This is a genomic window from Paraburkholderia sp. SIMBA_027, assembly GCF_046535315.1.
Lineage (GTDB): Bacteria > Pseudomonadota > Gammaproteobacteria > Burkholderiales > Burkholderiaceae > Paraburkholderia > Paraburkholderia tropica.
Map to the genome: position 1 here is coordinate 21,603 of NZ_JAWRWY010000015.1, position 14,040 is coordinate 35,642.

Sequence of the window (14,040 nt, forward strand, 5' to 3'; positions counted from 1 at the left end):
CATGTCAGTCATCCGTTCCACGCGCCCGCTGGACTGGCGCGAAATCTGCGCCGTCGCCGCGGGCGCGCCGCTCGAACTGGCGCCCGACGCGCGCGAACGCATCGGCGCCGCGCGTGCGCTCGTCGAGCAGATCATTGCCCGCAATATCCGCGCGTACGGCGTGAACACGGGCGTCGGCGCACTGTGCGACGTGGTGGTGTCGCCGGCCGAGCAGCATGCGCTCTCGCACAACATTCTGATGAGCCACGCGGTGGGCGTGGGCGAGCCGCTGGGCGCGCAGGAAACGCGCGCGATCATGGCCGCCGCCATCAACAATTTCGCGCATGGTCATTCGGGTGTGCGCGTCGAACTCGTCGAACGGCTCGTGGCGCTGCTCGAGGCCGATTGCCTGCCCGAAGTGCCCGCGCTCGGTTCGGTCGGTTACCTGAGCCACATGGCGCACATCGCGCTCGTGTGCGTGGGCGCGGGGCACGCGCGCTGGCGCGGCGAACGCATGAGCGGCGCAGACGCGTTGCGGCGACTCGGGCTCGAACCGCTATCGCTGCAAGCAAAGGAAGGCTTGAGCCTCGTGAACGGCACGCCGTGCGTGACGGGGCTCGCGGCGCTCGCGCTCCAGCGCGCGCATTGGCTGCTCGATTGGGCCGATGCCGTCGCCGCGATGAGCTTCGAAAATCTCGGCGGCCAGATGGCGGCGTTCGACGCGGGCTCGCTGGCGTTTCGCGTTTCGCCGGGGCTCGCGCGAGTCGGCGCGCGTATGCGCGCGGCGCTGGCGGGCAGCGGCCTGCTGGCAGCGGCGCTCGGCCGGCGCACTCAGGACCCGCTGAGCATGCGGACGATTCCGCACGTGCACGGCGCGGCGCGCGACGTGCTGGCCGCGACGGCGGAAGTGGTGAATCGCGAACTCGCCTCGACGACCGACAACCCGATTGTCGCCGGGACGCTCGACGAGCCGCGCGTGTATTCGCAGGCGCACGCGGTGGGCGCATCGATCGCGCTGGCGATGGACAGTCTCGCCGCGGCCGTCGCGCAGGTCGCGGCGATGGCGGAGCGACGACTGGACCGCCTCGTGAATCCCCTTGTGAGCGGACTGCCCGCATTCCTCGCACAAGCGAGCGGCACGCGTTCGGGCTTCATGATCGCGCAGTACACGGCGGCGGCGCTGGTCGCGCAGAACCGTCGCGAAGCCGCTCCGGCAAGTCTCGACGGCGGGGTGACGTCCGGCTTGCAGGAAGATCACCTGTGCCACGCGACGCCCGCCGCGCTCAAGGCGCTCGCCGTCATCGAAAACAGCAGTCGCATTGTCGGCATCGAACTGCTGGCGGCGGCGCAGGCCTACGATCTCCAGCCGCTCGCGGCGTCGCGCGCGCCATACACGGAAGCGCTCTATACGCAGGTGCGCGCCGTCCTGCCGACCTATTGCGACGATCGCCCGCTCGCGGAGGACATGACGCTGGCCTTCCACCTGATCGCCGACGGCGGGCCGCCGCCGCTGCCCGATCCGTGCGATTTCCCTTCGACGCTCGAGCGCTGTACGCCCGCGCCGGTGGAGTCCGTGGCGGGTGCGGGTGCAGCGTCGGCCAACGATGCGATGCCGGGCGTGGTCGGCAGCTAAAGCCATTCAAGGCGCAACGAGAACATGACGGACATGAATGCTCCGATGCAGGCCGACAGCGCGATGCGGCGCTCGCTGTCCGCGCCGCGCAAGGTCGCGCCGCCCTACGAGCAGATCAAGCGTTACGTGATGGGGCATATCGCCGACGGCACCTGGAAACCCGGCGATGCAATACCCTCGGAAACCGAGTTCGTGAAGGAGTTCGGGGTGGCGCGCATGACGGTCTCGCGCGCGTTGCGCGAACTGACCGCGGAGCGCGTGCTCACGCGCGTGCAGGGATCGGGCACATTCGTCGCGCCGCGCGATTACGAATCGACGGTGCTCGATATCCGCAATATCGCGGATGAAATCGCTTCGCGCGGTCATCGACACGCGGCGCGCGTGATCGCGCTCGAAGCGAGCGGCTGGCCTACGGCGATTGACGAACTCGAATTGGACAGCGGTCCGGTTTTTCATTCCGCCATCATCCATATGGAGGACGATGAACCGATCCAGTTCGAGGATCGCTATGTGAATCCGCGCGTGTTTCCGCACTATCTGGAGCAGGACTTCACGCTGGAAACGCCGAACGTTTACATGGTGCGGGTCGCGCCGATCCAGCGCGCGGAATTCCGCATTTACGCGCGCAAGCCCGATGCGCAGATTCGCCGCCATCTCGCGATGGATATCGGCGAGCCTTGCCTGATGCTATGGCGGCGCACCTGGGTCGGAGACGATGTGGCGACCGCGGTGCAACTCTGGCATCCGGCGTCGCGCTTTCATCTGGCGGGCGCGGTTTGAGTGGATTGGATGGCGTGATCGGGCGGGGGAGTTTGACCTTATGAGTCGGGGGCGGGCTAGCGCTCCAGTATTGCCGTCGCCGGCCCATTTCTCACTGCGCGACAATGGTGATATTCGGCGGTTTGCGATGCCAACAGTTTTACGCCCGCTGTCGAACGACCTTTCGTGGTCGGGTGCCGCTCACGCGTATTGCATGGTGCGGGTGCGGGGCAAGATGAGGGCGGAGTCTGAGTGCGACCCTGAGCGGTCAATCATCCTCCGCTAAGCGGATGCTCGGGCTCTCCGGTGCGTCTCGTGTGCCGAGCTACTCCGTGCGGGACGCCACTGCAGAAGCACGTCGAGCAGCGGGTTTCGAGGCCAATTCATCCACTCCAATGACGAACTCGAAGCCCCTGTCATTCTCTCGCGTTACACGGAATCCAAGCTTGCGATGGAAAGCGATAGACAATCGGTTGGTTTTGTAGACGTGGCTTCTGAACTCACCGATTCCTCGTTCGTTCGCAAGGGCGGCTATCTTTGCGAGTAGCTCGGTCATAACGCCGTACGTTCGGTGCGAAGGGTGCGTGCCAAATGCGCCAACGAACCAGCACTCTCCTGCGTCCGGTCGGAGCATCGCATAGGCAACGAGCCTGCCTTCCCGTCGCACTGAGCATACTTCGTTGACCTCCACAGCCTTTTGCAGTTTCGACCGGTGCTCGTCGATGTCGAAGGCATCGCCCGCCTGTTCTGTGTGGGCACGTAACGTCAGCGAGTCAAGCGCGAGGAGTTCGTCAACCGACGGCAGCATGTTGGTGGATTCAGGCGATAAAGGGACATTCTGAAAACATACATCGAATCAAATTCGTCGCCAATTCCTGTCAGCTCGTACGGTGACCGGTTCTGACCCACAAGCCACGACATCCTCCAGGTCAACCAGTAGCCTGTTGCGAGCATCGTCCTCAAAAAGCAGGATCCGGCACGCCGTATCAGCCATCGTGTACGCCTTTTTCCATCGTCCGGCATACGTCCCTCGCGACTCACCGCGCCGCTTGAGCAGGTATCCGATAGATAACGGACAGATATTTGGGCGTCGCTTTGCGATCTGCGATAACCCCGCCGAGCGCTTCGGCGATGCGTCGGCTCGGATAATTCTCCTCGGCGACTGGGTACGTAAAGCTCTCTATACCGCGCGCGGTGCTAGCCCATTTCGCCACCGCGCCCACCGCCTCGCGGCCGAAACCTCGCGCGTGAAAATCTTCCCGAATCCAGATACCTAATTCCGCGCTTGGATGCCGAACATAGTGAAGACCCGCCAAGCCCATGAAACTGCCGCTGTCCCGTTGACGGACGGTGAATGTGAAATCCGTCCCTTCAACGATCGTCGAAATCCACCCCTGCCAGATTTGATCGAATACGGCTCGGTCGGCGGGTGGTTCCCATGACATGAAACGCGTCAGTGAAGGCGTCATGCAGCCAAACGCGTCCTGAGCGTCGCTGGCGGCGAACGGTCGAATTGAAAGCCGAGGCGATTCGATATGGATATCGTCCGCGCGTAGCGACATGCTTTCCTCATGGTCTGCGGATGTGTGTTGGATTGTCGGCGATCTCCATATCGATGTCGATTGCCGCGCCCCCAGCCCGCCTCAATCCCCCCCACCCCGCGATATATACTCCCCCAATCCCAAAATCCCGCACCACCCCCATGAGCCTCTCCGTCAAAAGCGTGCGTTACTTCATCGCGGTGGCGGAAGCCGAATCCGTGACGGGCGCCACGCAGACACTCAACATCTCGCAGTCGGTCATCACCGAAGCCATCAAAGGCCTCGAAAGCGAACTCGGCGCGCAGCTCTTCGTGCGTCACGCGCGCGGCATGGTGCTCACGCACGCGGGCCACCAGTTCCTGCGTCACGCGCATCAGATCCTCGCCGCCGTCCGCAACGCCCAGCAAGCGCTCTCCGCGCGCCCGGACACCAAGACGGGCCGCTTGAACGTCGGCGTCACGAGTCTGATGACGGGCTACTTTCTGCCTTATCTGCTGGACCACTACAAGCGCGTCTTTCCCAAAGTCGAAGTGCAGGTGGTCGAAGACCAGCGCGATTACATCGAGCATCTGCTCGTCAACGGCGAGCTGGATGTCGCCGTGCTGATCGTCTCGAACGTGCAGAACAGTCAGGCCATCGAAACCGAATCGTTGATCAAAGCCGCGTGGCGTTTGTGGCTGCCGGCCAATCACGCGCTGCGCGGGCTCGGCAGCATCTCGCTTCAGGAGATCGCCAACGAAGGCATGATCATGCTGAAAGTGGACGAGCTGGAAGACAACACCACCGCGTTCTGGCGCGCGGCGGGGCTGCGGCCGAATACGGTGATGCGCACGGCGTCGGTGGAAGCGGTGCGCAGTCTGGTGGCCACCGGCGCGGGCCTGTCGATTCTTCCCGATGTGCTGTACCGCCCGTGGTCGCTCGACGGCGACCGGCTGGAGGTGCGCAAGATTCTCGGCGAGATGCCGACCGTCGATATCGGCATCGCCTGGCGGCGCAGCCTCACGCTGCCGGAGATGGTGCAGCACTTCCTCGTCGTGGCCCGCGAGTATTCGCGCACGCACAGCAAATCGTCGATCTGAATTATCGATATCTTCATCTGATCGTTCGATTTCACCGAAATTAGCGCGATTTTTACGCACTCTCGTTCGGGTTTTCACGGAGTCTGTCCGCGGCAGCGCCGCATCCGTGAAGGCCCGCCCGGCGGCGAATCCACGGCGCTGCGCTGCGCCTGAAAGCTCCGTGTCATGCGGTCGCGCCTCGATTCCCAACCGATTGCTCCGCCGCGTTCGAGCAGGTTTTCGTCGACTTTTGCGGCGATAACGTTCGGCATTACCGATAGCTCGTATCTGGGTTTCGGCCTATCGGTCAAAAAGTACCGGCTCCTAGAATAGGTCCGTCCATCGTCGCATTGCCTCAAACCCCTTGCCCACAGGGCTTTCCGGTACGCCGCCCGGGCCACAACCACGAGGAATCGGAGCATGTCGCACACCCCTTACATGGCTGCCGCCATCGCCCTTGCCGCGCTCGTCAACACGGGGCTGGCCAGCGCGGCCGGCCCGCTCACGCAACTGGGCAAGCCGGAAGGCCAGGTCAACATCATCGCGTGGCCGGGTTACATCGAGCGTGGCGACACCGACAAGAAATACGATTGGGTCACCGGCTTCGAGAAGGAGTCGGGCTGCAAGGTGAACGTGAAGACGGCCGCGACCTCCGACGAAATGGTCTCGCTGATGAACCAGGGTGGCTACGACCTCGTCACCGCATCGGGCGATGCGAGCCTGCGGCTCGTCTACGGCAAGAAGGTGCAGCCGATCAACACGGCGCTGATTCCCGCCTGGAACACGATCGAGCCGCGGCTGCAGAACGCGCCGTGGCACACGGTCAACGGCGTCCATTACGGCGTGCCGTATCAGTGGGGCGCGAATTTCCTCGCGTACAACACGAAGATTTTCCCGAAGGCGCCCACTTCGTGGTCGGTCGTCTTCGAGCAGCAGACGCTGCCGGACGGCAAGAGCAACAAGGGCCGCGTGCAGGCCTATAACGGCGCGATCTATGTGGCCGACGCCGCTGTCTATCTGATGCACAAGAATCCCGCGCTCGGCATCAAGGACCCGTACGAGCTGAACGAAGCGCAATACGCCGAAGTGCTCAAGGTGCTGCGCGCGCAAAAGCCGCTGGTGCATCGTTACTGGCACGACGTCACGGTGCAGATGAACGACTTCAAGAACGAAGGCGTGGCCGTGTCGAGCGCATGGGGTTATGCGGTGAACTCGCTGCAAGCCGAGAAATTCCCGATCGCCGCGACGATTCCGCAGGAAGGCGCGACGGGTTGGGCCGACACCACGATGATGCACGCGGACGCGCCGCATCCGGTCTGCGCCTACAAGTGGATGAACTGGTCGCTGAACCGCAAATTGCAGGCCGATCTGGCCGAATGGTTCGGCTCGAATCCGGTGATCCAGGGCGGTTGCCAGCAGGCGGCGGTGGGCGGTTCGAACTTCTGCGCGGCAAACGGCTATGACCGCTTCGATCAGATTCACTTCTGGAAGACGCCGGTCGCCAATTGCGGTTCGCAGGGCAAGTGCGTGCCGTACAGCCGATGGACCCAGGATTTCATCTCGATCATGGGTGGTCGATAGAGCCACGGGCGCGTCTTCAGCCGCGCCCGGATCGCTTCGCATCACGGCATCGAAAGCAGAAGAATGCAGCCGCAACCGGCAGGAAACATCATGAATAGCGCAGTCGAATTCTCCAGGGTTTCGCGTCACTACGACGGCGTGCGCGCCGTGGATGACGTTTCGCTCGTCGTCCACGACGGCGAATTCTTCTCGATGCTCGGACCGTCGGGGTCGGGCAAGACGACCTGTCTGCGTCTGATCGCGGGCTTCGAGCAGCCGAGCGCGGGCCGCGTCGTCCTGCATGGTCGCGAGGCGACCGGCCTGCCGCCGTATCAGCGCGACGTGAACACCGTGTTCCAGGACTACGCGCTGTTCCCGCACATGAATATTCGCGACAACGTGGCCTATGGACTGCTGGTGAGCGGCGTCGATAAACGCACGCGTCATCGTCAGGCGGAAGAGGCACTCGAACTCGTCGCGCTCGGCGGCTATGGCGCGCGCCGACCCGGCCAGTTGTCGGGCGGCCAGCGGCAGCGCGTGGCGTTGGCGCGCGCGCTGGTGCGGCGTCCGCGCATTCTGTTGCTCGACGAGCCGCTCGGCGCGCTCGATCTCAAGCTGCGCGAGCAGATGCAGATCGAACTCAAGAGCTTGCAGCGCAAGCTCGGCGTGACCTTCATCTACGTCACGCACGATCAGGGCGAGGCGCTGTCGATGTCGGATCGCGTGGCCGTGTTCAACAAAGGCCGCATCGAGCAGGTGGATACGCCCCGCAATCTCTACACGCGTCCGGCCACGCCGTTCGTCGCGGATTTCGTGGGCACCTCGAACGTGATCGCCGACGCGGCCTCGCTGCAACGCCTCGGCGCGGCCCAGCCGTTTGCGATTCGCCCCGAGCACATTCGTTTCGGCGGCGCATCGCCCGCAAACGCCGACGACGTGCAGTTGCCCGGCACGCTGATCGACATCCAGTACTACGGCGCGACGAGCCGCTTCGAGGTGCGTTCGGATGCGGGCCAGCGCCTCGCCGTGACGATCGCGAATCAGGACGATGCGACGACGACGCTGCCCGCGGTCGGCGACGCCGTCACGCTCGCCTGGGCGCGCCGCGCGATGGTGACGCTGGAGCTGCGGGGGTGAGCATGACCACGACTTCGAACGCCGCGGTCCCGCGCGCCGTCCCGCCACGCGACGGCCTGGTACGCCGCGCGAGCGGCTTCCTGCATCGCCACGCGAATCTGTACTTGTTGCTGTTGCTGCTGCCGCCGCTGCTGTGGTTCGGCGTGGTTTATCTGGGCTCGCTGTTCGCGCTGCTGCTGCAAAGCGTCTGGCGCTTCGACGACTTCACGATGGCCGTGAGCCCCGACTTCACGCTCGCGAACTATGTGGCGCTGATCCGCGACCCCGCGAATCTCGACGTGGTCCTGCGCACGACCGGCATGGCCTGTTGCGTGACGATCGCGAGCGCGCTGCTCGCGTTTCCGGTCGCGTACTACATGGCGCGCTACGCGAGGGGCTGGAAAAAGGGCCTGTTTTACGTGGCCGTGATGCTGCCGATGTGGGCCAGCTACATCGTCAAGGTCTACGCGTGGACCGTGATTCTCGCGCAAGGCGGCGTGCTCTACTGGATCATCGACATGCTGCATCTGCGCGCCGCGCTCGATGCGTTGCTGCGCGTGCCCGTGATCGGCGGCGACTCGCTGTCGACCTCGAACATCGGCCGCTTCCTCGTCTTCACGTATATCTGGCTGCCGTTCATGATCCTGCCGATCCAGGCCGCCATCGAGCGCATTCCGGCCAATCTGCTGCAGGCGTCCGCCGACCTCGGCGCGCATCCGCGTCAGACCTTCCGCACGGTGATCCTGCCGCTCGCGTTTCCCGGCATCGCGGCGGGCTCGATCTTCACGTTCTCGCTCACGCTGGGCGACTACATCATTCCGCAACTGGTGGGACCGAGCGGCCTGTTTATCGGCACCATGGTCTACACGATGCAAGGCTCGATCGGCAACGTGCCGATGGCCGCCGCCTTCACGGTCGTGCCGATGGTGCTGATCGGCGTGTATCTCGCCGTCGCCAAACGCCTGGGAGCCTTCGATGCACTCTGACGCCCAACCCTCGCGCCTGCTGCGCTGCGCCGCCTGGGGCGGCCTCGCGTTCCTGCATCTGCCGATTCTCGTGGTCGCGCTCTACGCGTTCAACACCGAAACCAGCGCGTTCAGCTTCCCGCTCAAGGGCTTCACGCTGCACTGGTTCACCGAAGCCTTCGCGCGCGACGACATGCTCGCGGCCGCGTGGCTCTCGGTGAAAGTGGCGGCGCTCGCGACGCTGCTCGCTGTGCTGCTCGGCACGGCGGCGGCGGGCGCGCTGTACCGGCGCAACTTCTTCGGCAAGGAAGCGATTACGTTCGCGCTGATTTTGCCGATCGCGCTGCCCGGCATCATCACCGGCATCGCGCTGCTGTCCGCGTTCAAGACCGCGAATCTCGACCTGGGCTTCTGGACCATCGCGGTCGGGCACGGCACGTTCTGCGTGGTGATGGTCTACAACAACGTGGTCGCGCGGATGCGGCGCATGCCCGCGAGCCTCGTGGAAGCGTCGATGGATCTGGGCGCGGACGGCTGGCAGACCTTCCGCTACGTCGTGCTGCCGCAGATCGCCACGGCGCTGCTGGCGGGCGCGATCCTCGCGTTCGCGCTGAGCTTCGACGAGATCATCGTCACGACGTTCACGGCGGGGCAGGAGCGCACGCTGCCGATCTGGCTGCTGAACCAGCTTTCGCGGCCGCGCGACGTCCCCGTGACCAACGTGGTTGCGCTGATGGTGATGGCCATCACGATGATTCCGATTCTGGGCGCGTGGTATCTCACGCGCGACACCGAAAGCACCGCAGGCAGCAGCCGCTGAACAGCGCGCGGCCATCGCGGACAAGACCGACACTCAAGAGCGTGGGCTCAACGAAGAGAGAGCAAATGGAAAAATCGATGCAAACGAACCTGCTGATCGGCGGTGAATTCGTGCCGGGCCACGGCAGCAAGGAAAACATTTTCAATCCGTCGACGGGCGAAGTGATCGCGCTCGTGGCCGAGGCGTCGCTCGAACAGGTGCAGGCGGCCACGGCCGCCGCGAGCCGCGCGTGGCCCGCGTGGGCGCGCAGCACGCCGAAGGATCGCGCCACGCTGCTGCTCAAGCTCGCCGACGCCATCGAGTCGCGTGCCACCGAATTCGCGCGGCTCGAATCGCTCAATTGCGGCAAGCCGTATCTCGGCGCGCTCAACGACGAAATCCCCGCGGTCGCCGACGTGTTCCGCTTCTTCGCGGGCGCGTGCCGCACGCAGCACGGCCCGGTCGCGGGCGAATATCTGGCGGGCCACACGAGCATGATCCGCCGCGATTCGCTGGGCGTGATCGCCTCGATCGCACCGTGGAACTATCCGCTGATGATGGCCGCGTGGAAGCTCGCGCCCGCCGTCGCGGCGGGCAACACGGTCGTGCTCAAGCCGTCCGAGCAGACGCCGCTTACCACGCTCAAGCTCGCCGAGCTGATCGCGGCGATTTTTCCGGCAGGCGTCATCAACGTGGTGACGGGACGCGGCGACACCGTGGGCGCGCCGCTCATCACGCAGCCGCAAGTGCGCATGATTTCGATCACCGGTGATGTCTCGACGGGCCAGCGCATTCTCGAAGCGGCGTCGCGCACGGTGAAGCGCACGCACCTGGAACTGGGCGGCAAAGCGCCCGTGATCGTGTTCGACGACGCCGATCTCGACGAAGTGGTGGCCGGCCTGCGCACCTTCGGTTACTACAACGCGGGACAGGACTGCACGGCCGCGTGCCGCGTCTACGCGGAAGACAAAATCTACGATCGCCTCGTTGCCGATCTGTCGAGCGCCGTGAGTTCGATCCGCTACGGCGAGCAGCATCTCGAAGGCGTGGAGATGGGACCGCTGATTTCCGAGCGCCAGCGCGGACGCGTGGCGAGTTTCGTCGAGCGCGCGGCGAGCCAGAAGCACATCGAGATCACGACGGGCGGCAAGCTCGCCGATGGCCGCGGCTTCTTCTACGAGCCGACCGTGGTGGCGGGCGCGCGTCAGGACGACGAGATCGTGCGCCGCGAAGTGTTCGGGCCGGTGGTGTCGGTCACGCGTTTCAACGGCGCGGAGCAGGCGATCGACTGGGCCAACGATTCGGACTTCGGCCTCGCGAGTTCGGTCTGGACCCGCGACGTCAACAAGGCCTTCAAGGTGGCCGCGGAACTGCAATACGGCTGCACGTGGATCAACACGCACTTCACGCTCGTGAGCGAAATGCCGCACGGCGGCATGAAGCGTTCGGGCTACGGCAAGGACATGTCGGTGTTCGCGCTGGAAGAGTACACGTGCGCGCGCCACATCATGGCGAAGTTCCCCTGATGCAAACGGCCCGCTAAGGCGGGCCGCGTTTCGCCTCTCTGACTGAACGATCACGCCATAAAAAAGCAGTCCGCAGCACCGGGCGACGCGCAAGTCGTCGCCGCGCAATAAAAATAAGCATCGCTAACTAAAACACGCACGACAACACACCGGCAACGCAGGCAAACCGGCGCGCGCGCCAGGCGCACGCGGGCCGACCCGACCAGGAGATCAGGATGGAACCCACCCCGAAGACGGATGCGGCGGATCACGACGCCAGCATTCTCGGCAGCATGGGCTATACGCAGGAACTCATGCGGCGCATGAGCGGTTTTTCGAATTTCGCCATTTCTTTCGCGATTATCTGCATTCTCGCGGGCGGCATTACGGCGTTTCCGCAGGGACTGAGCGCGGGCGGCGGCGCATCTATCGGCATCGGCTGGCCGGTCGGCGCGCTGTTCGCGCTGGTGGTGGCGCTCTCGATGGCGCAGATCGCCTCGGCGTATCCCACGGCGGGCGGGCTCTATCACTGGAGTTCGATTCTCGGCAACAAGGGCTGGGGCTGGGCCACGGCCTGGTTCAATCTGCTGGGGCTGATCTTCGTGGTCGCCTCGGTGAACTTCGGCGTCTACGATCCGTTCTTCAAGACCTTTATCGCGCCACTGTTCCATATCGATCCGGACAAGCTCACGTTCGCGCATCAAACCGGGTTCATCGTGATCGTGACGACGACGCAGGCGCTGCTCAATCACTATCGCGTGCATCTGACCACGCGTCTCACGGACCTCTCGGGTTATCTGATCCTCGCGATTGCCGTGGTGCTCACGCTCGCTCTGCTGGTGTCGGCGCACGGGCCGCTGGACTTCTCGCGCCTCGTCACGTTCCGCAACTTCACGGGATTCGAGGGCGGCGCGTGGCCGCATCAAGGCGCGGTGGCGGCGTTTCTCTCGGGCCTGCTGCTGACGATCTACACGATCGTGGGTTTCGATGCGTCCGCGCACACCTCGGAGGAAACCCACGACGCGCCGCGCAACGTGCCGCGCGGCATGCTGCGAGCGGTGCTGTGGTCGAGCCTGTTCGGCTATGTGATGGTCTGCACCTTCCTGCTCGTGCTGCCCGACCTCGAAGGCGGCGTGAAGGCGGGCAGCGGCTTTTTCACGATCCTGCTGGGCACCTTGCCGGGCTGGCTGAGCGTGCCGCTGGGCGTGGGCATTTTCCTCGCGAATTATCTGTGCGGGCTGGCCTGCCTGACGTCGTGCTCGCGCATGACCTATGCGTTCGCGCGTGACGGCGGCTTGCCGGCGTCGGCGTGGCTCAAGAAGGTGAATGACTACGGCACGCCGGGCGCGGCCATCTGGGTGTGCTCTGCGCTCGCCATCGCGGTGACGCTTTACGGCGACGCCTTCGCCGTGCTCTCGACGGGCAGCGCCGTCTTCCTGTACGTCTCCTATGTCATGCCGATCGCGGCGGGCCTGAACGCCGAAGGTCGCACGTGGACGCGCAAAGGCCCGTTCAATCTGGGCAAGTGGTCGAAGCCGGTGGCGCTGCTGGCCGTGCTGGGCGGCTCCGTGCTGGTGTACGTGGGTTGCCAGCCGCCGAACGAGAAAGTGCTTTACGTCAGCCTCGGATTGATCGGCGTGATGACGCTGCTGTGGTTCGGTCTGGGTGTGCGCAACCGCTTTGCCGGTCCGCCCGACGTGCGCAGCGCGAGCACGACGCCGGAAGTCGTCACGACTTTCTGACGAGGTAATGAGGGGCGGCGGCCGGATCTGACTCGGGCCGCGCCGCGCTGCAAGAAATTCGCTCTTCGCCTTCAAATAATTAGTCATCCAAATAGATGTTGATAACGACAAAGCCACCTCTCATGAAAAAACACACCATAGCGCGCGCGAGCGCCATTCTCGCTACGGTCTTGCTCGGCGCTACGGCGGCGCATGCGCAGAGCGGCGTGACGCTGTACGGCGCCATCGACGAAGGCGTGAACTTCACCTCCAATGCGGCGGGCCATCATGCCTTCGCGATGGTCAGCGGCGACAGCCAGGAGTCGATGTGGGGCCTCAAGGGCGTCGAGGATCTGGGCGGCGGACTGAGCGCGATCTTCACACTCGAAAACGGCTTCAATGCGTCCACCGGCGCGGCGAATCAGGGCGGCCGCCTGTTCGGTCGTCAGGCTTTCGTGGGCCTCGCCTCGCAACAGGCGGGCACGCTCACGCTTGGCCGCCAGTACGACGCCACCGTCGATCTGTGGAGCCCGTTCACGGCGGCGGGCAGCACGATCGGCGATCTCGCCGCGCACCCGTTCGACAACGACAACGCCGACTACGACACGCGCGTGAACAACGCGGTCAAGTATCTGTCGCCGGTTTTCGGCGGCGCGCAGGTCGAAGCGGTCTACGGCTTCAGCAATTCGACGGGCTTCGCCGACAACCGCAACTACAGCGCGGGCGTGACGTGGTCCGCCGGTTCGCTGAGCGCGGCCGCGGCCTATATGCGCACGAACAATGGCGGCACAACGGCGAACGGCGCGCTGGGCAGCGACGCGGTGTTCACGGCGTCGTCGCAGCAGAATATCAACGCGGGCGTCAAGTGGACCTTCTCCGACGGCTCGAACGTGGGCTTCGCGTATTCGCACGTCGATGTCGATGATCCGACCGCGAACGCCTATGTGAGCGACATCGGCGGCAATGCCTGGAAGTCGTGGAAATTCGATAACTTCGAACTGAACGGCCAGTACTTCATTCAGCCCGATCTCTCGCTGGCGGGCGCGCTTACGTACACGCACGGCTCGTTCAAGGAGGCGCAGGCGAGCACCAGCCCGTACTGGCTGCAATGCGCGCTCGCGCTCAGCTACAGCCTGAGCAAGCGCACCTCGGTGTACACGCAGGGCGCGTGGCAGCACACCAACGGCAGCACGGGAACGGATCTGGACGCGGCGCATATCGTCGGGTCCGCCGATCTGTCGTCGAGCGGCAACCAGATGGTCTGGCGCGTGGGCCTGCTGCACAAGTTCTAAAGCCGCGCGGGCGCGGGCGCGCTCGCCGGGGCCGCACTATACTGCTGGCCTTTGCACCGCTCGTCCGCGCCCATGCCGTCCGCCGCTTCGTCAGGCCGTTCACGCAACGCGC

At 64.7% G+C, this 14,040-nt stretch carries 12 protein-coding genes; 10 read left to right on the forward strand and 2 right to left on the reverse strand.

Annotated features, from left to right (window positions below; genetic code table 11):
* The first annotated feature begins 1 nt into the window (after position 1).
* Positions 2-1,612: a histidine ammonia-lyase gene (hutH, locus tag SB764_RS26635; protein WP_321906112.1), complete on the forward strand. Its 1,611-nt coding sequence runs from the start codon at positions 2-4 to the stop codon at positions 1,610-1,612.
* Positions 1,613-1,657: 45 nt separating this feature from the next.
* Positions 1,658-2,392: a histidine utilization repressor gene (gene hutC / locus SB764_RS26640; protein ID WP_231957601.1), complete on the forward strand. Its 735-nt coding sequence runs from the start codon at positions 1,658-1,660 to the stop codon at positions 2,390-2,392.
* A 304-nt stretch (positions 2,393-2,696) separates the two neighbouring features.
* Here the strand turns inward: hutC and SB764_RS26645 are convergent, their stop codons facing one another.
* Positions 2,697-3,179 carry a GNAT family N-acetyltransferase gene (locus SB764_RS26645; RefSeq protein WP_321870750.1) on the reverse strand — a complete coding sequence of 161 codons (483 nt, stop codon included), beginning with the start codon at positions 3,177-3,179 and terminating at the stop codon, positions 2,697-2,699.
* Positions 3,180-3,408: 229 nt separating this feature from the next.
* Positions 3,409-3,933 carry a GNAT family N-acetyltransferase gene (locus SB764_RS26650; protein WP_410865578.1) on the reverse strand — a complete coding sequence of 175 codons (525 nt, stop codon included), beginning with the start codon at positions 3,931-3,933 and terminating at the stop codon, positions 3,409-3,411.
* Positions 3,934-4,073: 140 nt separating this feature from the next.
* Here SB764_RS26650 and SB764_RS26655 point away from each other — a divergent pair, with 140 nt between their 5' ends.
* The 8 genes from SB764_RS26655 (at position 4,074) to SB764_RS26690 (ending at position 13,928) form a co-directional block, all read left to right on the forward strand.
* Positions 4,074-4,991: a LysR family transcriptional regulator gene (locus SB764_RS26655; protein WP_065060972.1), complete on the forward strand. Its 918-nt coding sequence runs from the start codon at positions 4,074-4,076 to the stop codon at positions 4,989-4,991.
* 399 nt (positions 4,992-5,390) lie between these two features.
* Positions 5,391-6,551, forward strand: coding sequence for an ABC transporter substrate-binding protein (locus SB764_RS26660; protein WP_234774685.1), 1,161 nt, complete (start codon positions 5,391-5,393; stop codon positions 6,549-6,551).
* Between the two features lie 90 nt (positions 6,552-6,641).
* The gene (locus SB764_RS26665; RefSeq protein ID WP_410865580.1) at positions 6,642-7,667 is read left to right on the forward strand and encodes an ABC transporter ATP-binding protein; all 1,026 of its coding nucleotides are present in this window, start codon (positions 6,642-6,644) and stop codon (positions 7,665-7,667) included.
* A 2-nt stretch (positions 7,668-7,669) separates the two neighbouring features.
* The gene (locus SB764_RS26670; protein ID WP_065060970.1) at positions 7,670-8,632 is read left to right on the forward strand and encodes an ABC transporter permease; all 963 of its coding nucleotides are present in this window, start codon (positions 7,670-7,672) and stop codon (positions 8,630-8,632) included.
* The gene (locus SB764_RS26675) at positions 8,622-9,431 is read left to right on the forward strand and encodes an ABC transporter permease (RefSeq protein ID WP_065060969.1); all 810 of its coding nucleotides are present in this window, start codon (positions 8,622-8,624) and stop codon (positions 9,429-9,431) included. Before SB764_RS26670 ends, SB764_RS26675 begins: the two co-directional genes overlap by 11 nt.
* A gap of 77 nt (positions 9,432-9,508) precedes the next feature.
* Positions 9,509-10,936 (forward strand): gamma-aminobutyraldehyde dehydrogenase, encoded by a 1,428-nt coding sequence (locus tag SB764_RS26680; protein WP_110327331.1) that lies wholly within the window; start codon positions 9,509-9,511, stop codon positions 10,934-10,936.
* A 215-nt stretch (positions 10,937-11,151) separates the two neighbouring features.
* The gene (locus tag SB764_RS26685; protein ID WP_343664497.1) at positions 11,152-12,657 is read left to right on the forward strand and encodes an amino acid permease; all 1,506 of its coding nucleotides are present in this window, start codon (positions 11,152-11,154) and stop codon (positions 12,655-12,657) included.
* A 122-nt stretch (positions 12,658-12,779) separates the two neighbouring features.
* Positions 12,780-13,928: a porin gene (locus tag SB764_RS26690; protein WP_410865583.1), complete on the forward strand. Its 1,149-nt coding sequence runs from the start codon at positions 12,780-12,782 to the stop codon at positions 13,926-13,928.
* Positions 13,929-14,040 lie beyond the last annotated feature (112 nt).

Bases quoted from the DNA above. Each gene is read 5' to 3' on its own strand.
- hutH (WP_321906112.1), top strand. From the start codon at position 2: ATGTCAGTCATCCGTTCCACGCGCCCGCTGGACTGGCGCGAAATCTGC.
- hutC (WP_231957601.1), top strand. From the start codon at position 1,658: ATGCAGGCCGACAGCGCGATGCGGCGCTCGCTGTCCGCGCCGCGCAAG.
- SB764_RS26645 (WP_321870750.1), bottom strand. From the start codon at position 3,179: ATGCTGCCGTCGGTTGACGAACTCCTCGCGCTTGACTCGCTGACGTTA.
- SB764_RS26650 (WP_410865578.1), bottom strand. From the start codon at position 3,933: ATGTCGCTACGCGCGGACGATATCCATATCGAATCGCCTCGGCTTTCA.
- SB764_RS26655 (WP_065060972.1), top strand. From the start codon at position 4,074: ATGAGCCTCTCCGTCAAAAGCGTGCGTTACTTCATCGCGGTGGCGGAA.
- SB764_RS26660 (WP_234774685.1), top strand. From the start codon at position 5,391: ATGTCGCACACCCCTTACATGGCTGCCGCCATCGCCCTTGCCGCGCTC.
- SB764_RS26665 (WP_410865580.1), top strand. From the start codon at position 6,642: ATGAATAGCGCAGTCGAATTCTCCAGGGTTTCGCGTCACTACGACGGC.
- SB764_RS26670 (WP_065060970.1), top strand. From the start codon at position 7,670: ATGACCACGACTTCGAACGCCGCGGTCCCGCGCGCCGTCCCGCCACGC.
- SB764_RS26675 (WP_065060969.1), top strand. From the start codon at position 8,622: ATGCACTCTGACGCCCAACCCTCGCGCCTGCTGCGCTGCGCCGCCTGG.
- SB764_RS26680 (WP_110327331.1), top strand. From the start codon at position 9,509: ATGCAAACGAACCTGCTGATCGGCGGTGAATTCGTGCCGGGCCACGGC.
- SB764_RS26685 (WP_343664497.1), top strand. From the start codon at position 11,152: ATGGAACCCACCCCGAAGACGGATGCGGCGGATCACGACGCCAGCATT.
- SB764_RS26690 (WP_410865583.1), top strand. From the start codon at position 12,780: ATGAAAAAACACACCATAGCGCGCGCGAGCGCCATTCTCGCTACGGTC.